We start from the raw sequence: 20,947 nt of genomic DNA, 5'->3' as shown, positions 1-20,947 counted from the left end.
CCACGCCCTGCGCAAGAACGAACACGCGCCCGAAGCATTCCTGGTGCTCGAAGGCTCGCCACGGGGCATTTTGAATACCGGGCATGAAGGTGGGGAGCGTACGGCTGAAAATGCTCGGTGGATTTGAACAGGCTACGCCCCTGCCATTGGGCGTCCAGTTCCCCCCTGCAGGATGCATGTTTTCTTGATGTTTCGACACGACCGCTGCCTGTGTCTCCTTGTATATGATCTGGTCACCGCCAGATTCATTCTGGCCGTTTATCATCTGTCGCCTCAATGCGCTTGAAAAAGAACGCAAGGCGACTCGCCAGAAGGATACGACAATGACGACTTGCGCCCCCCCTGCTGGGTCACGTGAACACTACGACTCGGTAAGCCGAGCAGTGCATTGGCTGATGTTCCTGTTGTTTGCGTGGATCTATTGCTCAGCCATAACCCATTACCTGGCATCAGACTCAACGCTGGATAAATGGCTGTGGCCCTTTCACAAACCCGTAGGGTTGTTATTACTGGTGTTGCTGATCCTACGTGCCGGCTGGAGTCTGCTGAACCGACACCGGCGCCCACTCAGCATCAGCCGTTTCGCCGCCGCCGGGCACGGCATGCTGTATGCACTGATGTTCCTGATCCCGCTGATCGGGATGATCCGCCAGTACGGCTCCGGCCGGGCTTTTTCTGCGTTTGGCGTGCCGGTCATGGAGGGGTTCGAGGGGGAAAAAATCCAGTGGATGGTTGATCTGGGCAGCAACTTTCATAGCTTGCTGGGTTGGACAATGCTGGTGCTTATCCTCGGGCATGTCGGGGCGGTGGTCATGCACTATAGGCAGGGCGATAAGCAGGTGCTGCGGCGTATGACAAGAGGGGTACGCCAGCACTGAAGTGACGCGGCCCACAGGTGGGCAGCGCTGGCAGGATTGCTCCCATATCACCGGCTTGATCGCCCGCCCATGCTGGCGCGCCGTGACCAGGCCGATGGTCGATGACACTTCGCTGCAATGACCAAGCCACTTGCATTGCGGTACCCTTCTCCACCGCGTTGGCGATGGAGCAAGAACGGGGTTACCCGGATATCGTTGCCGAGAATTGCTTGAATGAGTGGCAACGCTTGCGCCCCGCGCTTCAATAACGCCCGCTCTGATCAGCCTATCGCCTGACGCCCCAACCCACTCCCAGGACTCACGGATTTCCTTTATGCCGCCTGCCTCACGCGACCACGCCCGTATCGAACGCCGCCTCATCGCAGCCCTGACCGACGCCTGCGAGATCGCAAAGGCCGAAATTCCGGGCTTCGACTGGTTGACCCACACCGTCGACTACCGCGCGTTTCCCCAAAGCCTGCGGGTGATCTGGGTGTTCGACAACGTCGCGAGCAAGGCTCGCGCCCTTGCGACCGGCGGGGACGCCCGTATGCGCGAGCTGACTACCGCCGCGTTGGATGACGCTGATGTGCACGTCCCGAACATCGCCCGCTGCGTCAGTTTCGACTCCGAAGAGGAATGCCACCTTCGGCATGGCGGCGATTGGCGTCGGCGGTTGGCTACTCTCCGGGCGATCTGAATCGCGCCACGGGTTGTCGAGCAAGGGGAAACATCGCTACCCCACCTTGCACGTCAACCAAGCCCCCCAGAAAAGGCTGCAGAAGAAACGCGTCGCGTCGCCGAAGCCAGCGTCATGCAACAGCTTCTGAACCGCGGCCTCGGAATGGGGCGGGTCAGCGCCTTGAAGGATTTTGCCGAGCTTGGCCTTCACTTCGTCCGAGGTAGCGCCATGCTGACGCCACCGTTGGCCCCATGCCGCCAGCAGCAACGGCTGGCTGGCATACGCGTAATGATTGCCCGCGACGATCAGCGGTGCCCCCGGTTTCAGGTGCGCCCGAATCGATCGCAGCATCCGGTCCTTGGCGTCATCCCCCTCCAGATGGTGGAGCACACCGATCAAGGTGGCGGCGTCGTATGACGCGTCTGCTGCCAGGTCTTCAAGCGTCCCGAGATGCAGGGTGGTTCTGTCAAGCAAGTGGTTGGCTTCCAACTGCTGCCTTGCCGCGTCCAGCATCGGCTGCGAGGGATCAACCGCCATGAAGCGCCAGCCCGGTTCAAGGTTGGCCATGGCGATGATCTCCTGCGCCGTACCGCCGGCGCCGACCACCAGTATCTTGGCCGAAGGGGCATCGCCAAGGCTCGCCGCGAGCATGCAGGCTGCCAGATCCTGGCACGCGTCATAGCCCGCCAGCGCGATACGGCTTTGTCGCGCGTACTCGTTGGCTCTTGAGGTATCGAATTTGTCAGCAGGGTTGGATGAGGATGAGTTCAAGGCGGTTCTCCGTGGCCTTGAAGGAAATTACGTTAACCGTGACAGTAAGAAAAATGCATTAATTTTATGCGCTGCATTCCCGTGGGGAATGCGGGGGTGTAGGAGTGGAAGGGTTGCAGGATCGTACAAGCCTATGACCTGTCGGCCCGGATAATCTGGCCTTCTCACTGACAGGAAGGCTCAGCATGACTCACCTACAGCAACCCGCCCAACCGATAAACCTCGCGCACAAAGCCTCGCTCATCGATCAGCAATGGAGCCCAAGAGTGGTTGCCGAAATGAACGACTACCAGTTCAAGGTGGTGCGTATCGAGGGTGAATTCATTTGGCATTCGCACCCCGAAACCGATGAAGCGTTCCTGGTGCTTGAAGGCACGCTGCGTATCGACCTGCCGGATGGCCCGGTGTATGTGAAGCCGGGTGAGTTGTATGTGGTGCCGCGTGGCATTGAGCACAGGACCGCCGCCGAAGGTGAAGCCAGGCTGATGATGATCGAGCCTAGGGGCATTCTGAATACCGGGCATGAAGGCGGTGAGCGCACCGCGTTGAATGACCAGTGGATTTGAGCGCCGAGGCTTATTGCCTTCTGTAGGAGCGAGCTTGCTCGCGAAAAACGCCAACGATAACGCGTGCTTCCTGAATGAGCGCGGCGCCTGTGAGTTTTTCGCGAGCGAGCTCGCTCCTACTGGCATTCGGGAAAACCCCAAGCCCTATCGCCTTTGAATCTGCACCGTGGCAAACGTCGGCTCGTCGCGCGCCTGCTCCAGTGTATTCCTGGGCTGTTGCGGGGCCCGGGATTGCCCCTCTGGCCGTAACGCAGGCGGCGGATGCAGGCGCATGTCCGAGCGCTCATCGCTGGGCGCAACGCCGAAGAAATCCCGGTAGCACTTGGAGAAATGCGGCGTGGACACAAAGCCGCAAATCACCGCCAGCTCGACAATCGAAATGGGCGTCTGCATCAGCAACTGGCGCGCACGGGTCAGGCGCAGCTTGAGGTAATAGCGCGATGGCGTGCAGTACAGGTGCTTCTGGAACATGCGCTCCAACTGGCGGCGGGACACGTGCACGTAGGCGGCCAGTTCGTCGAGGTCGATGGGTTCTTCCAGGTTGGATTCCATCAGGGCGACCACTTCTTGCAGCTTGGGCTGTTGCGTGCCGAGCAGGTGTTTGAGCGGCACGCGTTGGTGGTCGCGCTCGTTGCGAATGCGCTCGTACACGAACATCTGGGAAATCGCCGCCGACAGCGTGTGCCCGTGATCGCGGCCGATCAGGTGCAGCATCATGTCCAGCGGCGCAGTGCCGCCAGAGCTGGTAAAGCGGTTGCCATCGAGCGTGAATACGCTGGAGCTGACTTTGACGCGGGTAAACGCCTCCTGCATCGACGCCATCAGCTCCCAATGCACGCTGCACTGGAAGCCATCGAGCAACCCCGCCTGGGCCAGTGCCCAACTGCCGGTGCACACCGCGCCGAGACGTTTACAGTACAGGCGCGCCTGGCTGCGCAACCAGGCGATGAGCGCAGGGCTGATAGCCTGTTGAATGCCCACGCCGCCGCACACGATCACCGCATCGAAGCCGCGCTGGTCCTGGGCGCACGCGTCCGGGGTTACCGACACGCCATCGCTGGCCCACACCGGCTGGCCGTCCAGGCTGATGGTTTGCCAACGGTAGAGTTCTTCGCCCGCCAATTGGTTGGCCATGCGCAGCGGCTCGACCGCACACGACAGCGATATCAGGGTGAATTGGTCCAGCAGCAAAAAGCCGATGGTCTGGCAAACAGGTGCCTCGGTTTCCATCACCGCTACCCCACAGGCGTGATCAGGAATGTTCCAGCGCCACCGGCTTGGGTGCCCGGTTGTGCTGGCGCGACGTGACCAGGCCGATGAAGGAAATCACCAACGCCAGGCCAATGGTCGAGGACACTTCGGTGCGGTGTTCCGGCGTCACCATCATCACCCCCAGGGCCAGGCAGATGAACACGATCACCAGATAAGTCAGCCACGGAAATAGCCACATACGAAAGGTCAGTTCGACGTTCTGCCGAAGCAGCAAGCGACGCATACGCAGTTGCGAGATAGCGATCACCAGGTAAACCAACAACGCGATGGCCCCGGAGCTGGCGAGCAGGAACTGGAACAGACCGGCCGGCATGAAGTAGCTCAGCAACGTAACGCCCGCACCGATGATGGTGCTGGCGATCACCGCCGCCCTGGGCACGCCCGCCTTCGAGGTGATTTTAAGCGCCGGCGGCGCATCGCCGCGTTTGCCCAGGGAAAACAGCATGCGCGAAGAAATGTAGATCGAGGAGTTCATGCAACTGGCTACCGCGATCAACACCACCACATCGACCATGAATTTGGCGTTGGGGATGTTCATAATTTCCAGTGCGCGCTGATAGGAACCCACGGAGGCCAACAGCGGATCGTTCCAGGGCACCACGGAAATCACGACGGAGATCGACAACAGGTAGAACACGCCAATACGCCAGATCACCGAGCGGGTGGCCTTGGCGATGTTCTGCGCCGGGTTGCTCGATTCGGCTGCAGCGATGGTCACCGCTTCGGTGCCGATGAAACTGAACATGATGGTAATGAACGCGCCCACCACCGCCGACAGGCCGTTGGGAGCAAACCCGCCGTGTTCCTCCATCAAGCGGCTCAAGCCGCTGGCTTCGCGATCCGGGATCCAGCCCATGAGGACGCTGAAGCCCAGGCCGATAAAGCCGACGATGGCAATCACCTTGGCCATGGCGAACCAGAATTCGAATTCGCCGTATTTGGCCACGCTGAACAGATTGGTGATCACCAGCAAAACGATTGAGATCAACGCAAACAGCCACGCATCAACCTGAGGGAACCACTGATTGAGCACATGCCCGGCGGCCAAGGCTTCGATGGGAATGACCAGCACCCAGAACCACCAATACAACCAGCCGATGGTAAACCCCGCCCACGGGCCGATGGCCTGGTCGGCGTAGGTGGAAAACGAGCCGGTGTCCGGGCGTGCCACCGCCATCTCCCCCAGCATACGCATGACCAGCACCACCAGAAGGCCGGAAAACAAATAAGCCAGTAAAACCGCCGGCCCCGCTGCGGCGATGGCATGTCCGGAGCCGACAAACAACCCCGCGCCGATGATGCCAGCGATGGACAACATGGTCACATGGCGCGGCTTGAAGCCCTGCGCAAGCTGACCGTTGGAATCGTTGCAGTTGAGGCTAGTCATTGTTTTTGTTGTTCTCGGGCGGCCAATGACCTTCACCTTAAGTGCCCGAGGCCAGGCACAAGTAGCCTGGTTACGCCACCATCGTGCCTGATATCGACATGGGGAATAGTGGCATCCTGAAGTAACGGGCGGCGCGCCCTACTCTTGCGCGCTACGTATCAACGACCCGAACAGCTCGCCACGCGGCATCTTGCTCAGCTCGATATCGGCATTTTCAAACCATTCCCGCCCGGCTTCCGGGTGCGGCCCGCTCAGCACCACCACGCCACGTTCGTAGGTATAGCGCGCTGCCGCCACGTCGCCATTATGGTAGGTGGCGATGACCTTGTAGGGCGCAGTGGCATTGGCTTTGGGAAAATACGGACCGTCCTGATAGAACACAGAGTCGGGTTGCCCGTCCCACGTCACCCGCACGGCGGCGTCCTCAATACCGGACACTTCAAAACCGGGACGGCCAGCTTCGGTATCAAGCGCCTGGGGGATCAGGCCGAGGTTGTTGTCGTCGGCCAGGTAGGCGCCCATGCACAGGCCCAGGTAGCGGCCGCCTTTGGCGACGTAATCGCGGATGGCTTCGGCACGCGCATCGCCCAGGCTGTCGAGGGCGGCCGGGATGTCCTGGCCACCGCCGGGTTGCACGTATAGATCGTAGCGCGCCAGGGTTTGCGGGGTGATGTCGATGGGTTCGTCGGCACCGACGAAGTCGATCTGGTAATTGGGGTCCAGGCGCTGCAGGGCGGTTTTCACGTTTTCCGAGCAGTCGGGGCAGCTTGCCGGGCCTCGGTAGATGGCGACATGGGTGACGGGGCCTGCGCCGTGTACGGGTAAAGGATGCAGCGTAGCAACGGCGAGAAACGTGGCAGCGATGGCAGGCAGTTTCATGGGCTAGGCTCAACGGTCAGTTGAATGGGTTTGATCCAGTGGTCGCAGCGCCAAGCCTATAACGGTGAGCCTTTTGAATTCGTGAAGAGTTGTAAATCCAGGTCGGCCATTTATCCACTTGCCAGCATTTGCCATAACGACGCGCCTACGCCGGTAATGCTCTCACCGGCGATCAGCCCCGCCGCTGCCGTGATCGCAAAGCGCTGCGTCACACTTGGCCAGCGACAGCTCACGGCCCAGGTCATGATCGCGCCAAGGGCCATCATCAGCGACACCGACGCAGGCAAGACAAACGCCAGTCCCAAGGCTGCCGCACTTGGCAGATAGCGGGCGCGATGGGTGGGCAGCGTGCTATCGAGTATGCCCAGCAGTACGCCGCACAGGCTTGCAACAGCAATGGCCCAGCGGATGCTGGGTGACAACGAATCCAGCCCGTGGGTCAGGGTTTGGGCCACGGCTTTCCAAGTGGCGACGGCCGGGGCTGGCCATTGTTCGGTGAGCAGCATGGTTTGCGGGTCGGGGATCAACGCCAGGTACGCGAATACGCCGACGACGCTGCCGACAAAAATCCCGAGAATCTGGGCGATAACCTGTTTGTGCGGCGTCGCGCCAATCGCTTTGCCCACCTTGAAGTCATTCATCAGGTCTGTGCACTGCCCCGCCGAACCGCCGGCGGTGTTGGCGCTCATCAGGTTGATCGGCACCTGGCCCGGCGCAACGATGCCAAAACTCAGCTGAGACAGTTGCCCGATGGCGCCAATCGGCGGAATACCGGTCGCCCCCACCACCCGCGCCGCCACGGCGGCCAGGCAGATCGCCAGGGGAATGGTCAGCAGCGCCATCCCAAGGTTGATACCGAACAACAGCGCTTGCAGGCTCACCACCAACGCAATCGCCAAGGCAAACCCCACGGCAGGCCCAGGCTTGGGAACCGCCCAAGGCGTGCCGCCAGCCGCTCGGGTTGAGCGATGCAACGCCCACAGGCGAATCGCCAGGGACGCCAGGGTGGAACACACCATCAGGCTCACCCCAGGCCACAGCAGCCATTCCACCAGCGCGGCAAACTGCGGGCCGCTGCTGTCGGCGGGCAGGCTCACCAGGCCGTTGGCCAACAGCCACGGCCCCAGCCCGCCCCATGCCAGCAAGGCGCCGAGCAGCAGGGTCAGGCCCACGCGAATGCCGATGATGCCGCCGAACCCCAGCAACAGCAGAGAGGGGTCGGCGGTGAAGGTCAGGCGCTCCAACGCGGGGCTCGGCGACCAGCGTGGGAAGGCCCACATAAAGGTATCCACCCACTTGACCAACCCGGACAACAACGCTGCGCCGAGCAGCACTTTCAAGCGCGTGGCGGCTTCGCGACCATGGTTGTAGATGTGCAGCAGGGTCTCCAGGGTGGCCATGCCTTCGGGAAACTTCAGCGCCTTGTCATTGAGCAATGAAGGCCGCAGGTACCACGCGATCCAGATCCCCAGGAAACTTACCGAGAACACCCAGGCGATCATCGGCAGCGCTGCCAGTTGGTTGCCGGTGAGCAAGGTATAAGCCGGGATGGGCGCGACCAGCCCGCCGGAAATGATCGACGCTGCGGCAGAGGCCACGGTCTGGTTGATATTGCTCTCGTGCAGGGTCCACGGCAGGTGTTCAGCGGAACGCCGGGCCAGGCCTTGCCAGAGGCCATAACCGATCAGCAAGGCGATGATCGACATATTGAACGACCAGCCGATCTTCAAGCCTGCGTAGACATTGGAAGGGGTCAGCAGGATGCCCAGCACGATCCCGGTGATAACTGCCCGCAGGCTCAGTTCGCGCTCTACGGGCGCGACTGACGAGGTGGAGTGCATGCAGATTCCTTTCGAGAAAAGCCAGTGCCACCTTTAAGTGAGCGCTGGGAGACTCGAAGGTTCACCTGCCGAAACGGGTTCTGTAGGAGCGAGCTTGCTCGCGAAAAACCCAAAGGCGCCGCGTTCATCCAGGAAACACGCGTTATCGTTTACGTTTTTCGCGAGCACGCTCGCTCCTACAGGAGGCGGTGTCGGTGGGCCCGCTATTTGGCGAACGCGTATTCCCCGCCCCGCTCCACCGCCTTGCGGTATGCCGGGCGCGCCTGGAGCTTTTGCAGCCACGCCGCGAGGTTCGGGTAGGCCTGCAATTTGCCCTGGGCCTGGGCAACTTCGCCGATAAAGCTCATCTGGATATCCGCGCCGCTGAGTGCGTCGCCCACCAGGTACGGCGTGTGGCCCAGCACGTCATTCAGGTACCCCAGGTAGTTGGCCAGCTCCGACTCAATCCGCGGATGCAGCGGTGCGCCTGCTTCACCCAGCCGTCCCACATAAAGGTTGAGCATCAACGGCAACATCGCCGAGCCTTCAGCAAAATGCAGCCATTGCACATAGCTGTCATAGGCGTCGGTAGCCGGGTCGGGTTGCAGTTGGCCGTTGCCGTGGCGGCGGATGAGGTAGTCGATGATCGCGGCGGACTCGATCAGCACACGAGAGCCGTCTTCGATCACCGGGGATTTGCCCAGCGGGTGGATAGCCTTGAGTTCAGGCGGCGCCAGGTTGGTCTTGGCGTCGCGCTGGTAGCGCTTGATGTCGTAGGGCAGGCCCAGTTCTTCAAGCGCCCACAGGATACGTTGCGAGCGGGAGTTGTTGAGGTGGTGAACAGTGATCATCGAGGCGACACCTTGGGGGGATTTAAGAGAAGACTACAGCGTAGCGGTGAAGTGCCGCGAATGTGGCCAGGCAGCACCGGCCTGCGCGATCAAATGTGGGAGATGTCGAGCTTTAGCGAGGCTTCGAAGGCTGCGGCATTCACGACATGGATGTTGCCTGATACACCGCTCGAAGCCTGGCCAAGGCTCCACATCTGCCACACTGGACCGGTGGCGCTCAGGCGAGCAACTGATCGATCCACTTCACCTGTTGCACGATCTCCTGCACTTTCTGCTCGGGCACCGCCTGCCGCGCCTGTTCGAGGCTGGCCAACGTCTTGCGTTTCTCGCGCAATATACGTTGCCACTTCGCCAGGAATTCCGGGCTACGCGCTTGCATTTGCAACGGACCGAAGTACAGCTGCTCGGCGGTATAGGTCATCGCCTCGGCGCGTTCGGCGACAATGATTTCGTAGTAGAAGCGGTTTTCCCGCAGCAACTCCTCATGGAGGATCTGGTAGCCGTTCTCCATCAACCATTGACGCAGCGGCTGCTCACCGCCATTGGGTTGCAGGATCAGGCGTTCCCGCCCGTTCAACCGCGCCTTGCCGCTGTCGAGAATGTCGCGGATCGTCTCGCCGCCCATGCCGCACAGGCTGATGGCGGTAATGTCATCGCCCGATTGAATCGCCGCCAAGCCATCGGCCCGGCGCACGGTGATGTGCTGCGTCAGGCCATTGTCGGCCACGGTACGGTTGGCCGCCTGAAACGGCGTAGCGGCCACTTCCCCCGCCACGGCCGCCGCAATAGCGCCACGGCGCATCAACGCCACCGGCAGGTAGGCGTGGTCTGAGCCGATATCGGCCAGGCGGGCACCCGCGGGTATGTGCGCGGCCACGCGCTCCAGGCGCTGCGACAAGGTGTGTTCGTTCAACGGTGATTCCTTAAGAGTGCCCGGAAAATCGATCCCGGCTGTTGGTCAAGTGCAGCACCATGGCCGCCCGTGCGGCGTCCGGGTCCTGGCGCTTGATAGCGTTGTAGATGGCCTCGTGTTCCAGGTTCGCCAACTGCCCCAGTTGGGCAAAGTCCGCGCCGCCGCGCTCGACGGCATTCACCTGGGTGCGCGGAATCATCGCCGTGCCCAGGTGCTGCATGATGTCGGTGAAAAACGTATTGCCGGTGGCTTCGGCGATCAGTTGGTGAAAGCGCTTGTCCTCCTCCACACAGCTGTCGTTGTTGGCCAGGGAGGCCTGGTAGTCGTCCAGCGCCTGGCGCATGTGGGCCAGTTGTGCCTCGCTCCTGCGCAGCGCGGCCAGGGCCACCGCTTGCACTTCCAAGCCCAGGCGCAATTCGAGCATGTTGCGCACGCTGGCGACCGTGTCCACATGCAGGCGCAGGCCCGGCTGCGTGTGCTGCTCCAGCACAAAGGTGCCGATGCCGTGACGCGTCTCCACCAGCCCCGACGCCTGCAGCTTGGACAAGGCTTCACGCACCACGGTACGGCTCACCCCATGCTCAAGCACGATGGTGGATTCGGACGGCAGTTTTTCACCCGGCTTGAGTTGCCCCAACTGGATGCGCTGGGTCAGTGCCTCGACCAAACCTTGGGCCAGGTTGGCGGAACGTTTGCGCACAGGCGGTGTGCTTTTAATCGGCATCGAGACGGGTCCACGGGGTTGGGCTGGGGGGAGCTTATCACCCTGAACGCACGGGGCGATGGGTGGCGGCGAAAAACACCCAACTTGTATGACAACACACTCATCCCACCTCACCCGACCCTGTCTTCGCTTTGAGAGAAGCGCACACCCCGAGCCGTCAGCAGCGAGACAAATCCCAATAAAATCTGGCAAATAACCAAAATAGCCAACCTCAATACCGGCTTATAAGAACAAAAACAGCCCTGACAGGATTGCGGCCTTTAAAAAACAACTTGTATGATGTCTGTCAACAAAACACCAAACCCGCATAAAAATAATCAGGGGGAGTTTTCATTCGTGAAGCATTCAAGCCCAGCATCTGCCGTACCCGAAAGTGATTCAGCGCTCGCCCGCGCCGTGAGCAAAGTGAAGGGCCATGTGCTCCCACTGTTCGTGGTCATGTTCATCCTCAACTACATCGACCGGGTCAATATCGGCTTCGTGCGCACGCACATGGAGCATGACCTGGGAATCGGCGCAGCGGCCTACGGCTTCGGCGCCGGGCTGTTCTTCATTGGCTATGCGCTGTTCGAAGTGCCGTCCAATATGCTGCTGCAAAAAGTCGGCGCCCGCATCTGGCTGACCCGCATCATGTTCACCTGGGGCATCGTCGCCACGCTGATGGCGTTTATCCAGAACGAAACCCACTTCTACATCCTGCGTTTCCTGCTGGGCGTGGCGGAAGCCGGTTTCTTCCCCGGCGTGATCTATTACTTCACGCGCTGGTTGCCCGGTGTGGAGCGTGGCAAGGCCATCGCGATCTTCCTCAGTGGTTCGGCGGTGGCGTCGTTGATCTCCGGGCCGTTGTCGGGTGCGTTGTTGCAGATCGAAGGCTTTGGTTTGCATGGCTGGCAATGGATGTTCGGCATCGAAGGCCTGGCCTCGGTGGCGCTGGGCTTCTTCGTGTGGTTCTGGCTGGACTCCAAACCCCATGACGCCAAGTGGCTGAGCCGCGAAGAGCAGGATGCGCTGGTGGGCGCTATCGATCAGGAACAGCGTGATCGCGAAGCCCTGACCACGGTGAAACCCACCCTCGGCAAGCTACTCAAAGACCGCCAGATCCTGCTGTTCTGCGCTCTGTACTTCTGCATTCAACTGACGATCTACGCCGCCACCTTCTGGCTGCCGAGCATCATCAAGAAGATGGGTGACCTGAGCGACGTGCAGGTCGGTTTCTTCAACTCGATCCCCTGGCTGATCTCGATCATTGCCATGTACGCCTTTGCGTCGCTGTCGGGCAAGTTCAAGTTCCAGCAGGCCTGGGTCGCGGCGGCCCTGCTGATCGCGGCGGCCGGCATGTTCATGTCCACCACCGGCGGGCCGATCTTCGCTTTCGTGGCGATCTGTTTTGCGGCCATCGGGTTCAAGTCTGCGTCGTCGCTGTTCTGGCCGATCCCCCAGGGCTACCTGGATGCGCGCATCGCCGCCGCCGTGATCGCGCTGATCAACTCTATCGGCAACCTGGGCGGCTTTGTGGCGCCGACTACCTTTGGCTTTCTGGAGCAGACCACCGGATCGATCCAGGGCGGGCTGTATGGCCTGGCCTGTACTTCGGTGCTCGCGGCCATCCTGGTGTTCTTTGCCAAGACCTCACCCTCTGCCGTACCGGCCGTGCCCAGCGGCGCCGCCATCAGCAAACCTCTTTGAACTCAGCCAGGAACGCGCCATGAATACCCCTGTCGTTACTCATTTCCAAGTCATCCCCGTCGCCGGCCACGACAGCATGTTGCTGAACCTCAGCGGCGCCCACGGCCCCTACTTCACGCGCAATATCGTGATCCTCAAGGACAGTAGCGGCAACACTGGCGTGGGCGAAGTACCCGGCGGCGAGCGCATTCGCCAAACCCTGGAAGACGCCCGCAGCCTGGTGATCGGCCAGCCGATTGGCCAGTACCAGCGCGTTCTCAACCAGATGCGCAGTACCTTTGCGTCTCGAGACAGCGCGGGCCGCGGCCTGCAGACCTTCGACCTGCGCATCACCATCCACGCCGTCACCGCCATGGAGGCCGCGCTGCTCGATTTGCTGGGCCAGTTTCTTGAAGTGCCGGTGGCCGCCTTGCTTGGCGAAGGCCAGCAACGCGACGCAGTGAAGATGCTCGGCTACCTGTTCTATGTGGGGGATCGCAACGCCACCGACCTGGCCTACCGCAACGAGGCCGATGCCGATGACGAATGGTTCCGCCTGCGCCATGAAACAGCCCTGACCGCCGATGCGGTAGTGCGCCTGGCCGAAGCGGCCAAGGCCAAATATGGTTTCAACGATTTCAAGCTCAAGGGCGGCGTATTGAGTGGCGACGCGGAAATCGAAGCCGTCACCGCGCTGGCCGAAAGGTTTCCCGATGCGCGCATCACCCTTGATCCCAACGGCGCATGGTCGCTGAAGGAAGCCATCCGCCTGTGCCGCGACCAGCATCATGTGCTGGCCTACGCCGAAGACCCCTGCGGCGCAGAAAACGGTTATTCAGGCCGTGAAGTCATGGCCGAATTCCGCCGCGCCACGGGCCTTAAAACCGCCACCAACATGATCGCCACCGACTGGCGCGAAATGGGCCACGCCATCCAGTTGCAATCGGTGGACATTCCCCTCGCCGACCCGCACTTTTGGACCATGCAGGGCTCGGTGCGCGTCGCGCAAATGTGCAACGAGTGGGGCCTGACCTGGGGCTCGCATTCCAACAACCACTTTGATATTTCCCTGGCAATGTTCACCCAGGTGGCGGCGGCCGCACCGGGCGAGATCACCGCCATCGACACCCACTGGATCTGGCAGGACGGCCAGCGCTTGACGCGGGAGCCGTTGAAGATTGAAGGGGGCTATGTGAAGGTGCCGGCTAAGCCTGGCCTGGGTGTGGATATCGATATGGACGCGGTGGCCAAGGCTCATGAACTGTACAAAAGCATGGGCCTTGGAGCCCGGGATGACAGTGTGGCGATGCAGTTTCTGATCCCGGGTTGGGGCTTTGATAACAAGCGGCCTTGTCTGGTGCGGTAAATCGGCTTTAGGAATGCTCAGCGCAATTTGAGCGTGACGCAAAAAATCCGATGCCCAAACAGGCATCGGATTTTAGTCAGATCAGAAGCTTAGCTGTTTGACCTCTGGCACGTCTGCCAGAGGTCCCTTTTGCGCTACTGCCGATTGGCGATCTCCAGATCCGCCTCTTCCTGCTCCAGGCCAGCGAGATCAGTGCCATTGATCATCGGCCCATAACGGCGGCTGAACTCCCAGTTGTAGGGCACATGGTCTTTGTTGATCCCGTTGTCCCAATTCACCGACCAGGTCATCAGGCCCTTGATCGACAATCCTTTGTCGTGCAAACGCTTGAATGTATTGGTCACGGCTGTCGGGTTGACTACATAACCGGTGGCAGCCGCATCGACGTTGGCGGGCAGGCCAATGACGAACTTGTCTGCCGGGATCTTGGTAAACCCGCGCGTTCCGCTCACCAGACTTTCGGTGAGGTAAAACAGGAAATCCTCCTTCATCGCGTCGTTGTTCTGGGCAATCCAGGCGCCGTTGCCATTGTTGACCTCCTGTACCCAGATGCCGTCGCCCCCCTGGTTGTAATACTGCGGGGCGATGAAGTCGTAATAGCCTTCCAGCGCCTGGATGTAACCGACGTATTTGCCGGCGGTGGTGAGGTACGGAAACTCCGGCGCCATGCTGATGATGAAGTGTTTGCCTTGAGCCGCGTAGTGGTCCTTGACCAGCTTCAAGGCGGCGGGCAGGACAGTCTTGTTGTCGGCGAAATCAATCGCGCTCTGTTCAAGATCGATATCCAGGCCATCAAAGCCATAGGTTTCCACCAGGCGGATAATTTCGCTGGCCAGTGGCTGTTCGTTGCCTTTATGCAGTTCGATGTGTGCATCGGCGCCGCCAAGGGAAATCAGCACCGCCCTGCCCTGGCTGTTCAGCACGCCCACCTGGCGACGAAACTCGGCATCGGACAGGTTGTACGGTTTGAAGGTTGGGATACCGTTGCCCTTCATGAAGGCCACGGCCACCACGTTGTAATCCTTTGGCACATCCACCAGGCTGATATTGGCGAACTGGCCACGCTGGTAGCCATCGCTCGGGCCGGCAGGCCAGTTGTGCCAGAAGCCCATGAGGATCTTTTTGCCGGCAATGCTCGGCATCAGCGAAGCGGCATCGTTGAGCGGCGATTGCAGTGAGGTAAAGTCAATCTTTGACATGTTCTAATCCTTCAGAACGTGTGGGTTTAACGGCGCGGGCTTATTTGAAGTCCACATCGAAGGCTTGATAGAAGGCGTTGCCGGTGTTGGCGACGATCCACATCAACACAATCACATGCTGGCCCTTTTTGTGGGTCGGCAGTTTCACTTCATGATCGACCTTGGCCTTCAGTTCGCCTGCATGGCTGTAGTACGGCACCTGGGCATAGAAGTCTTCAGCGAACGGCTGGGCTTCCAGCTGTGCGCGGGTGATGCGCTGTTTCGGATCCCAGCCATCCTTGGTGATCAGCCAGCGGTAGCCACGGGTGGTGTGCGGCGCGGTGTATGCCCAGGTGACCTTGAAGGTCTGACCCGGCTCGACATTGAGCAACGGCCAGGTGAAGGCGCGGCCAAGTTTCTTGGCCATTTCCTCGTGGGTGAAGTTGATGCAGTCACGGGCATCGGTCTTGCCACCGCTGAGGATAAAGCCGTCGGCGGGAGGGGTGACGCTATCACTGTCGGTTTGATAAGGCGCCGGGAACGCACCGGCCGTCAGTGCCGGGAAGTTCTTGCCGCCTTCCATTTCATTGACCTGCCAGGTTTCCAGCAGGCCAAGATCCACGGCGACTGCGCCACGGCTGGAAGGGGATGTGACACGACCATGGCGAAGAGGTGTCTGGGTTTGTGGTTTGTTCATGTTGTGACTCCATTCACTTGATTAAGAACTCTCCCTTTCTTGAAGGAGAGGACCTCAACCTAACGGAGTTGCTTTTTTTTGCCACAGGCCCATTTTTCACTCATTTTCGTTTCGTGAGCGCGCAGACCCGCAAATACTGGATATACAACCAGTATTATAGAGGAAGCCTTACGCTACTAGAGGTCGATTTCCTACAAGACCAGGCGCATATCAACACGCTTCTCTCGTAAATGGCTTTATCCCCTTCGTAAGGGATGGGCGCTCTGTCGAAAAAAAGGGACGTATCTATTTTCATCAAAACCGTCCTCTGTTTGGTCCATCAGGTTTTGCCGATGACAGCCGTTTTTTTAGCGGTAGTCGCGGTAATCGGTCGCACCGTCAGTTCCACCCCCAATGCCAGCATCAGCTTCTGGACCGTCTCATAACGCGTCTTTGAGCCGCCTTTCAGGGTTTTATACAGACTCTCCCGATTCACCCCCGCCGCTTCGGCAACCTTGTTGACACCCAGGGCCTTGGCAACCTCGGCCAGCGCCTTCATAAGGACTTGCGGGTCATTGCACGCCATGCTTTGCGCAAGATAGGCACTGATGGTTTGCGGGCTATCAAGGAAGCGCGAAGCCTCATAGGCACTGGTGCCGGATGTATCCAGCTCGAGGACCGGCATGTCCTCTGGTTTGAATGTTGACTGACTCATGTCATTGACCTCTCAGGGCATCGAGAATCTCTTTTGCCCGCTTGATTCCTAGGGCGTCCCGCCGATCGTATTGGTCACAGATTCAAATGTAGCCTACTGGCTACTTCTTGTAGATGCCAGTGAATTTTTAATGTCGGTGTGCACCGCCAGAAAAAATCCTAGTCCAGCCGCTGCGCAGGCAGCCGAGCAATACTATTAGCGCTTGTGTCCTCAAGACCGAAACGTTGCGTCGCGACTGTAGGAGCGAGCTTGCTCGCGAAGAACGTAAAGATAAGGTGTGCATCCAGAGTGAACGCGGCGCCTATGATTTTTTCGCGAGCAAGCTCGCTCCTACAGGGAGTGGGTGAGTGGGCCGGCGTTGATGTGGACCCGTCCTACAACAAGCTGCACCGCCTTGCTCCGTTGCCTACAGTTGCGTCAGAATCCGCCGGCTTGTGCGCTTGGATGGGCGTCTCTAAGGTGGCCCGGTCACTGACAATTCAGTGATCGGGTTTAGTAGCCCGAGGGTCAATTACACTAGTGCATGAGCTTCATCTATCAGACGTTCCTGTCTGTGCCTGATGGTGGCTGTGCGTAGGGCGCCTTCGGGCGCGCCGGCTTTGTGTAATTCCCCGGTCTACTAACCTGCGTACAGCTGCCACCCTTTCGTTTAGTAGCGAAACGGTGTCGGCCCCACTCAGGAATTACGCATATGTATAAAGTCACACCCAACCCTCCAAACGATCCAAACCTCAAGCTTGATCACGCATCCCTTAACACCCCCGCCGGACCACCTCCCTCACCGCTGTTCAGCGTTGCCAACGATGCCAGCAGCGAAATGCTCATCGCCAACAGCTACGAAACCTTTTCCTCGGTCACCGCATTGCTGCTTGATCTGTCGGATGAACTGACGGGTAAACAGCGTGATGTCGCGTTGGCGATTCATCAGTTGAGTGAATTGGGTGTTTTGTTAGTGGACAAATTGATGGCGAGGGAAAGTGCTTCAACGGTTAGCTAGCCTTGCAGCCATCAGTCGTCATGATCGACTTCACGACGAATCGACAGCGCCTTGCGCCGGTCAGGCCCTCGGAGCCTGGCGGGCGCTCTTTCTCTTGGAAGACGCTGGAGCCGCCCCATCCTCGCGCAGACGATCAATCAGCATCTGCGCATTCTCGGCACATGCCATGCCCTCGGGCCTACCTTCGATACCCTTGATGACATTCAGCAATTGAGCCTTGTTCTGGGCCAGCCGTTGTTGCAGGACCTCGATTTCCTCGACCTTGTGCTTGAGCCCGATGAGCAGCTCGTCATGCTGCCAACCACCGGCACTGGCACTTCTGGGCATTAACTGCCGGATTTCCTCCAGAGAAAAACCTGCCGCCTGGGCTCCTTTGATGATCTCCAACACTGCCTCGGTGCCGGGCGCATAGTCCCGATAGCCGTTGGATTTACGCGCAACCGATTGGATCAGGCCGCTCGCCTCGTAAAAGCGGATGCGTGAGGCCGCCAACCCGCTGATTTTTGCCAGTTCGCCTATTCTCATGTCCCATCCATAAAAACCATTGACCTTGAAGTTGACTTTAAACCTAAAGTCATTGGGCGGCCAAGGCGCCCGTTACCCTCTACCTGAACGGTCCGTTTCAGTTCATGCTGCGCACTTCATTTCAAGGACGAAAAACGCATGAAAGCCCCCCTCGCCGCTCTGCTGCTGATGTGCCTGAGCGCTCCCGTATTCGCCGGCGACAACCCCGTCGGCTTCCAAACCACCACCTTGCCCGACACCCATAACAAACGACCGTTGGAAATGGCTGTGTGTGGTACCCCGCCACTACCACCGCGCAACCCAAACTGATCGCCGACAACCGGGTGTTCATTGGTGTGCTTGCGGTACCTGATGCCGCACCAACGCCCGGCAGGCATCCTTTAGTGGTGCTCTCCCACGGCTACGGTGGTAACTGGGGCAAGCAGGCGTGGCTGGCCAGTGCACTGGCCCAGCAGGGTTATATCGTGGCGGCGGTGAACCACCCGGGCACTACCAGCCAGGATCGCAGCGCCGAGGCCGCTGCGCAGTTGTGGCAACGGCCCAGGGATTTGAGCCGGGCCATCGATGCGCTGTTGGCGCAGCCCGAGCCATTCGGTGCGGTGGATAGCGGCCGGATCGCGGTGGTGGGTCATTCCCTCGGGGGTTGGACGGTGATGGAGACGGCCGGTGCACGTTTCGACCCGGCGCTGTTTGCGCGGGACTGCAGCGCCAATCCGACGCTGGTCGCGTGTACCGCCTACCGTGAGATGAACCCTGGGGGCACTCCGAACGGGAAAAAGCAATTGGCCGCGGATTTGAGCGACAAGCGCGTCAGCGCCGTGGTGTCTTTGGACCTGGGCCTGTCGCGCGGGTTTACCGATGCGAGCCTGGCGGCGCTGCCGGTGCGGGCGTTGGTGATAGCGGCGGGTGTACCGTCAGCGGATTTGCCGGCGCAGATGGAATCGGCCGACATGGCCAAGCGGCTGCCAAAAGCCTCGACGCAGTACGTGCAGATCAGCGACGCCAATCACTTCAGCTTTATGTTGCAATGCAAACCCGGCGCGGCGGCGGTACTCCACGCGGATGTGCCCGGTGACAGCATCATTTGCCAGGACGGCGAAGGCGCACGGCCACGACCCTTGATCCAGCAGCAGATAACCACGCTGATCACCCAGTTCCTGGCGCGCTGAGCCCGTGGCGAGGGAGCTTGCTCCCGCTGGAGTGCGCAGCGCTCCCAGCTTTTTTGGGGCAGCTACGCAGCCCAGCGGGAGCAAGCTTCCTCGCCACAGTTACCGGCTCTGCCTTAACTGACTGGCATTAACCCAGGGCCCGGTCACATTTGTTGAAACTGGTATCATCCGCGCCTTTCCCCTTCAGGCAACGAAACATGAACCGCCAGAAAAAACTTCAGCAGCTCTTCAAAGCCAAAGCGAAAAAGGCCAGCGCCAAGCTGGCACCTAAAAGCAAAGACAAATACATCAGCAAGGCGGACCGTTTGAAGCTGGCGACCGAGGCCGGCCAAGAGCCGGTCACGGCTGTCGAGACGCCTGCTGAGTAAGGCGCATGGCTGAAGGGGTGGCCGCTTCATATTTGCCCCAGATACGCCGCAGATGCCGCGCCGAGCCAAAGCCTGCGCGCTCGGCGATGGCTTCTATGTCCAGGGCCGACTCGGCCAGCAGTTCACGGGCCACGGCCAGGCGCAGGCGATGCAGGTAATCCAACGGGCGGATGCCGACATGCTCTTGGAACAGGCGCGCCAGGTGCCGGCTGCTGGTGCAGGCCAGGCTTGCCATGCGGGTGAGCGTCCAGGCCTCGCAGGGGGCGGCGGCGATGGCGTCTTGCACGCGATGGACCGCCGGGTGCAGGTGATTGCGCCCGGTCACCCAAGGCGATAGCTGCGGGTCGCTGCCGCTGCGGCGCAGGTACACCACCATGTCCCGCGCCACGGCGCAGGCCAAGCGTGGCCCGGCCAGTTCGGCAACCAGGTGCAGCATCAGGTCGATACCCGCCGTGATACCGGCGCTGCAACTGACCGGGCCGTCGGTGACGTACAGCCGGTTTTCCAGGACCCGGGCCTTGGGTGCGAGGGCTTGCAAGGTGGCGCACAGAGAATGGTGCGTGGTGCATTGGCGCCCATCGAGCAGCCCGGCCCTGGCGGCACTCAATGCGCCGGCGCACACGCACACCAGACGCTCGGCCGAGGGCGCGAAGACGTTTTGCAGCCACTGGGTGAGCTGATGGCTGGCCGATTCGAAGGCCTTTTGGTGGGTTTTCGACACGTTCATCGTGGAGCCCACCAACACCACCAGCGTACCGGGGACCAGGGTCGGCGGCAGCGGCGCCAGCCCCATCAGCGGCAAGCCGATGGAGGTGTGCAGCGTTGCCACCGGGCTGACGTATTGCAAGTCGAAATCCACCGCCGCCGGGTCGTCGACCTGCGCGGCCAGGCGCAGTACTTCGGCAGGCCCGGCCAGGTCGAGCATCAGCACGTTTGGCAATAGCACGAACAGCACCGGTACGCTCACCGCTTCACTCCGCCAGTGCCTGGGCGACCGTTACGATGCGGGCGAAGCGGTCATCGAGGACCAACTCCGTGCGTTCGCGAATCTCAGCCGGCGTATAGACCCGGCCGCTACGCACGTGGGTCATCGGGAAGGTCAACGTCGCCTCGCTGACAAAATCCACCTTGAAGCCGCTGTCCGCAGCCTGCCGCGTGGTGGTCTCGCAGCATTGCTCAGTGCGGATGCCGCTGATGATCAGCGTGGTGACGCCCATTTCCACCAACCGAGCGGCCAGTGGCGTACCGGCCAAAGCACTGTGGTAGCGCTTATGGATCACCAGTTGCGGCTTGATCGACAGCTCGCTCAATGCCCTGACGTTGCCCGATTGCATGGAGAAATGCCCTTGGTCTTCAACATGGAAGACTTGTATCACCGGGATGCCGCGCTGAACACAGCCATCGATGAGGGCCTGCTGTTTTTCCAGATAGTCGGGCAGGTCATTTTCGGACCAGTAGGTTGAATGGCGGAAGGAATGTTGCGCGTCGATCACGATCAGGGCTTTATGGGTCATGGACAGTCCTTGTGGCTTGCATTAGTGGGTAAACGATGCACGCCATGGTAAG

At 60.4% G+C, this 20,947-nt stretch carries 20 protein-coding genes and 2 pseudogenes; 8 read left to right on the top strand and 14 right to left on the bottom strand.

Going from position 1 to position 20,947, the window contains the following annotated elements:
* The first annotated feature begins 323 nt into the window (after positions 1–323).
* Together HU730_RS21425 and HU730_RS21420 are read left to right on the top strand one after the other, a co-directional pair.
* Complete coding sequence (locus tag HU730_RS21425; RefSeq protein WP_186527520.1) at positions 324–878, top strand: cytochrome b; 555 nt, start codon at positions 324–326, stop codon at positions 876–878.
* A gap of 313 nt (positions 879–1,191) precedes the next feature.
* Positions 1,192–1,557 (top strand): hypothetical protein, encoded by a 366-nt coding sequence (locus HU730_RS21420; RefSeq protein WP_186527501.1) that lies wholly within the window; start codon positions 1,192–1,194, stop codon positions 1,555–1,557.
* A gap of 36 nt (positions 1,558–1,593) precedes the next feature.
* On the opposite strand, the gene HU730_RS21415 is transcribed toward HU730_RS21420, so the two are convergent.
* On the bottom strand, positions 1,594–2,310 hold the full coding sequence (locus HU730_RS21415) for a class I SAM-dependent methyltransferase (protein WP_186527500.1): 717 nt from the start codon (positions 2,308–2,310) through the stop codon (positions 1,594–1,596).
* Positions 2,311–2,495: 185 nt separating this feature from the next.
* Here HU730_RS21415 and HU730_RS21410 point away from each other — a divergent pair, with 185 nt between their 5' ends.
* Complete coding sequence (locus HU730_RS21410; protein WP_057977550.1) at positions 2,496–2,876, top strand: cupin domain-containing protein; 381 nt, start codon at positions 2,496–2,498, stop codon at positions 2,874–2,876.
* Between the two features lie 144 nt (positions 2,877–3,020).
* On the opposite strand, the gene HU730_RS21405 is transcribed toward HU730_RS21410, so the two are convergent.
* The 7 genes from HU730_RS21405 to HU730_RS21375 all read right to left on the bottom strand — a co-directional run bounded on the left by HU730_RS21405 (position 3,021) and on the right by HU730_RS21375 (position 10,722).
* On the bottom strand, positions 3,021–4,106 hold the full coding sequence (locus HU730_RS21405; protein ID WP_096143263.1) for a GlxA family transcriptional regulator: 1,086 nt from the start codon (positions 4,104–4,106) through the stop codon (positions 3,021–3,023).
* 22 nt (positions 4,107–4,128) lie between these two features.
* On the bottom strand, positions 4,129–5,535 hold the full coding sequence (locus HU730_RS21400) for an amino acid permease (RefSeq protein WP_034126190.1): 1,407 nt from the start codon (positions 5,533–5,535) through the stop codon (positions 4,129–4,131).
* Between the two features lie 138 nt (positions 5,536–5,673).
* Positions 5,674–6,414, bottom strand: a complete 741-nt coding sequence (locus tag HU730_RS21395) for a BPL-N domain-containing protein (RefSeq protein ID WP_186527499.1) — start codon at positions 6,412–6,414, stop codon at positions 5,674–5,676.
* A 110-nt stretch (positions 6,415–6,524) separates the two neighbouring features.
* Positions 6,525–8,255, bottom strand: coding sequence for an OPT family oligopeptide transporter (locus HU730_RS21390; RefSeq protein WP_186527498.1), 1,731 nt, complete (start codon positions 8,253–8,255; stop codon positions 6,525–6,527).
* A 203-nt stretch (positions 8,256–8,458) separates the two neighbouring features.
* On the bottom strand, positions 8,459–9,085 hold the full coding sequence (locus tag HU730_RS21385) for a glutathione S-transferase (protein ID WP_034126187.1): 627 nt from the start codon (positions 9,083–9,085) through the stop codon (positions 8,459–8,461).
* A gap of 217 nt (positions 9,086–9,302) precedes the next feature.
* Positions 9,303–9,998, bottom strand: coding sequence for a tRNA (adenine(22)-N(1))-methyltransferase TrmK (locus HU730_RS21380; protein ID WP_186527497.1), 696 nt, complete (start codon positions 9,996–9,998; stop codon positions 9,303–9,305).
* Between the two features lie 10 nt (positions 9,999–10,008).
* Positions 10,009–10,722 (bottom strand): FadR/GntR family transcriptional regulator, encoded by a 714-nt coding sequence (locus HU730_RS21375; RefSeq protein ID WP_186527496.1) that lies wholly within the window; start codon positions 10,720–10,722, stop codon positions 10,009–10,011.
* Between the two features lie 336 nt (positions 10,723–11,058).
* On the opposite strand from HU730_RS21375, the gene HU730_RS21370 reads away from it, so the two are divergent.
* Together HU730_RS21370 and gudD are read left to right on the top strand one after the other, a co-directional pair.
* Positions 11,059–12,408 (top strand): MFS transporter, encoded by a 1,350-nt coding sequence (locus HU730_RS21370; RefSeq protein ID WP_060763593.1) that lies wholly within the window; start codon positions 11,059–11,061, stop codon positions 12,406–12,408.
* A gap of 19 nt (positions 12,409–12,427) precedes the next feature.
* Positions 12,428–13,753, top strand: a complete 1,326-nt coding sequence (gene gudD, locus HU730_RS21365; protein ID WP_186527495.1) for a glucarate dehydratase — start codon at positions 12,428–12,430, stop codon at positions 13,751–13,753.
* Between the two features lie 197 nt (positions 13,754–13,950).
* Here gudD and HU730_RS21360 read toward each other — a convergent pair.
* The 3 genes and pseudogenes from HU730_RS21360 to HU730_RS21350 form a co-directional block, all read right to left on the bottom strand.
* Positions 13,951–14,952: pseudogene (locus HU730_RS21360) on the bottom strand (chitinase); the annotation flags it as partial.
* Positions 14,953–14,992: 40 nt separating this feature from the next.
* Positions 14,993–15,628, bottom strand: coding sequence for a lytic polysaccharide monooxygenase auxiliary activity family 9 protein (locus HU730_RS21355; protein ID WP_014719208.1), 636 nt, complete (start codon positions 15,626–15,628; stop codon positions 14,993–14,995).
* Positions 15,629–15,947: 319 nt separating this feature from the next.
* On the bottom strand, positions 15,948–16,322 hold the full coding sequence (locus tag HU730_RS21350) for an addiction module antidote protein (RefSeq protein ID WP_096143258.1): 375 nt from the start codon (positions 16,320–16,322) through the stop codon (positions 15,948–15,950).
* A gap of 691 nt (positions 16,323–17,013) precedes the next feature.
* Here HU730_RS21350 and HU730_RS21345 point away from each other — a divergent pair.
* The gene (locus HU730_RS21345; RefSeq protein WP_096143257.1) at positions 17,014–17,319 is read left to right on the top strand and encodes a DUF6124 family protein; all 306 of its coding nucleotides are present in this window, start codon (positions 17,014–17,016) and stop codon (positions 17,317–17,319) included.
* A 60-nt stretch (positions 17,320–17,379) separates the two neighbouring features.
* Here HU730_RS21345 and HU730_RS21340 read toward each other — a convergent pair whose 3' ends face one another.
* Positions 17,380–17,844 carry a MerR family transcriptional regulator gene (locus HU730_RS21340; RefSeq protein ID WP_186527494.1) on the bottom strand — a complete coding sequence of 155 codons (465 nt, stop codon included), beginning with the start codon at positions 17,842–17,844 and terminating at the stop codon, positions 17,380–17,382.
* 138 nt (positions 17,845–17,982) lie between these two features.
* Between HU730_RS21340 and HU730_RS21335 the strand changes: the two are divergent.
* Positions 17,983–19,013: pseudogene (locus HU730_RS21335) on the top strand (alpha/beta fold hydrolase).
* Between the two features lie 197 nt (positions 19,014–19,210).
* Complete coding sequence (locus HU730_RS21330; RefSeq protein WP_069558568.1) at positions 19,211–19,381, top strand: DUF2986 domain-containing protein; 171 nt, start codon at positions 19,211–19,213, stop codon at positions 19,379–19,381.
* On the opposite strand, the gene HU730_RS21325 is transcribed toward HU730_RS21330, so the two are convergent.
* Both HU730_RS21325 and HU730_RS21320 read right to left on the bottom strand, forming a co-directional pair.
* Positions 19,353–20,348 (bottom strand): helix-turn-helix domain-containing protein, encoded by a 996-nt coding sequence (locus tag HU730_RS21325; protein ID WP_096143255.1) that lies wholly within the window; start codon positions 20,346–20,348, stop codon positions 19,353–19,355. The two genes, HU730_RS21330 and HU730_RS21325, sit on opposite strands and share 29 nt — an antisense overlap.
* Before the next feature lie 4 nt (positions 20,349–20,352).
* The gene (locus tag HU730_RS21320; RefSeq protein WP_089041992.1) at positions 20,353–20,895 is read right to left on the bottom strand and encodes an isochorismatase family protein; all 543 of its coding nucleotides are present in this window, start codon (positions 20,893–20,895) and stop codon (positions 20,353–20,355) included.
* Between the last annotated feature and the right edge of the window lie 52 nt (positions 20,896–20,947).

It is taken from the genome of Pseudomonas sp. SWRI22 (assembly GCF_014268395.2).
Classification (GTDB): Bacteria; Pseudomonadota; Gammaproteobacteria; order Pseudomonadales; family Pseudomonadaceae; genus Aquipseudomonas; species Aquipseudomonas paracarnis.
The sequence above is the reverse complement of the archived record's forward strand: the minus strand, read 5'-3'. Positions and strand labels throughout refer to the sequence as shown.

What these genes read in the sequence shown, in the direction of transcription:
- HU730_RS21355 (WP_014719208.1), bottom strand. Translation starts at nt 15,628, where the DNA reads ATGAACAAACCACAAACCCAGACACCTCTTCGCCATGGTCGTGTCACA.
- HU730_RS21345 (WP_096143257.1), top strand. Translation starts at nt 17,014, where the DNA reads ATGTATAAAGTCACACCCAACCCTCCAAACGATCCAAACCTCAAGCTT.
- HU730_RS21330 (WP_069558568.1), top strand. Translation starts at nt 19,211, where the DNA reads ATGAACCGCCAGAAAAAACTTCAGCAGCTCTTCAAAGCCAAAGCGAAA.
- HU730_RS21390 (WP_186527498.1), bottom strand. Translation starts at nt 8,255, where the DNA reads ATGCACTCCACCTCGTCAGTCGCGCCCGTAGAGCGCGAACTGAGCCTG.
- HU730_RS21410 (WP_057977550.1), top strand. Translation starts at nt 2,496, where the DNA reads ATGACTCACCTACAGCAACCCGCCCAACCGATAAACCTCGCGCACAAA.
- HU730_RS21340 (WP_186527494.1), bottom strand. Translation starts at nt 17,844, where the DNA reads ATGAGAATAGGCGAACTGGCAAAAATCAGCGGGTTGGCGGCCTCACGC.
- HU730_RS21350 (WP_096143258.1), bottom strand. Translation starts at nt 16,322, where the DNA reads ATGAGTCAGTCAACATTCAAACCAGAGGACATGCCGGTCCTCGAGCTG.
- HU730_RS21385 (WP_034126187.1), bottom strand. Translation starts at nt 9,085, where the DNA reads ATGATCACTGTTCACCACCTCAACAACTCCCGCTCGCAACGTATCCTG.
- HU730_RS21420 (WP_186527501.1), top strand. Translation starts at nt 1,192, where the DNA reads ATGCCGCCTGCCTCACGCGACCACGCCCGTATCGAACGCCGCCTCATC.
- gudD (WP_186527495.1), top strand. Translation starts at nt 12,428, where the DNA reads ATGAATACCCCTGTCGTTACTCATTTCCAAGTCATCCCCGTCGCCGGC.
- HU730_RS21395 (WP_186527499.1), bottom strand. Translation starts at nt 6,414, where the DNA reads ATGAAACTGCCTGCCATCGCTGCCACGTTTCTCGCCGTTGCTACGCTG.
- HU730_RS21320 (WP_089041992.1), bottom strand. Translation starts at nt 20,895, where the DNA reads ATGACCCATAAAGCCCTGATCGTGATCGACGCGCAACATTCCTTCCGC.
- HU730_RS21400 (WP_034126190.1), bottom strand. Translation starts at nt 5,535, where the DNA reads ATGACTAGCCTCAACTGCAACGATTCCAACGGTCAGCTTGCGCAGGGC.
- HU730_RS21375 (WP_186527496.1), bottom strand. Translation starts at nt 10,722, where the DNA reads ATGCCGATTAAAAGCACACCGCCTGTGCGCAAACGTTCCGCCAACCTG.
- HU730_RS21405 (WP_096143263.1), bottom strand. Translation starts at nt 4,106, where the DNA reads ATGGAAACCGAGGCACCTGTTTGCCAGACCATCGGCTTTTTGCTGCTG.
- HU730_RS21425 (WP_186527520.1), top strand. Translation starts at nt 324, where the DNA reads ATGACGACTTGCGCCCCCCCTGCTGGGTCACGTGAACACTACGACTCG.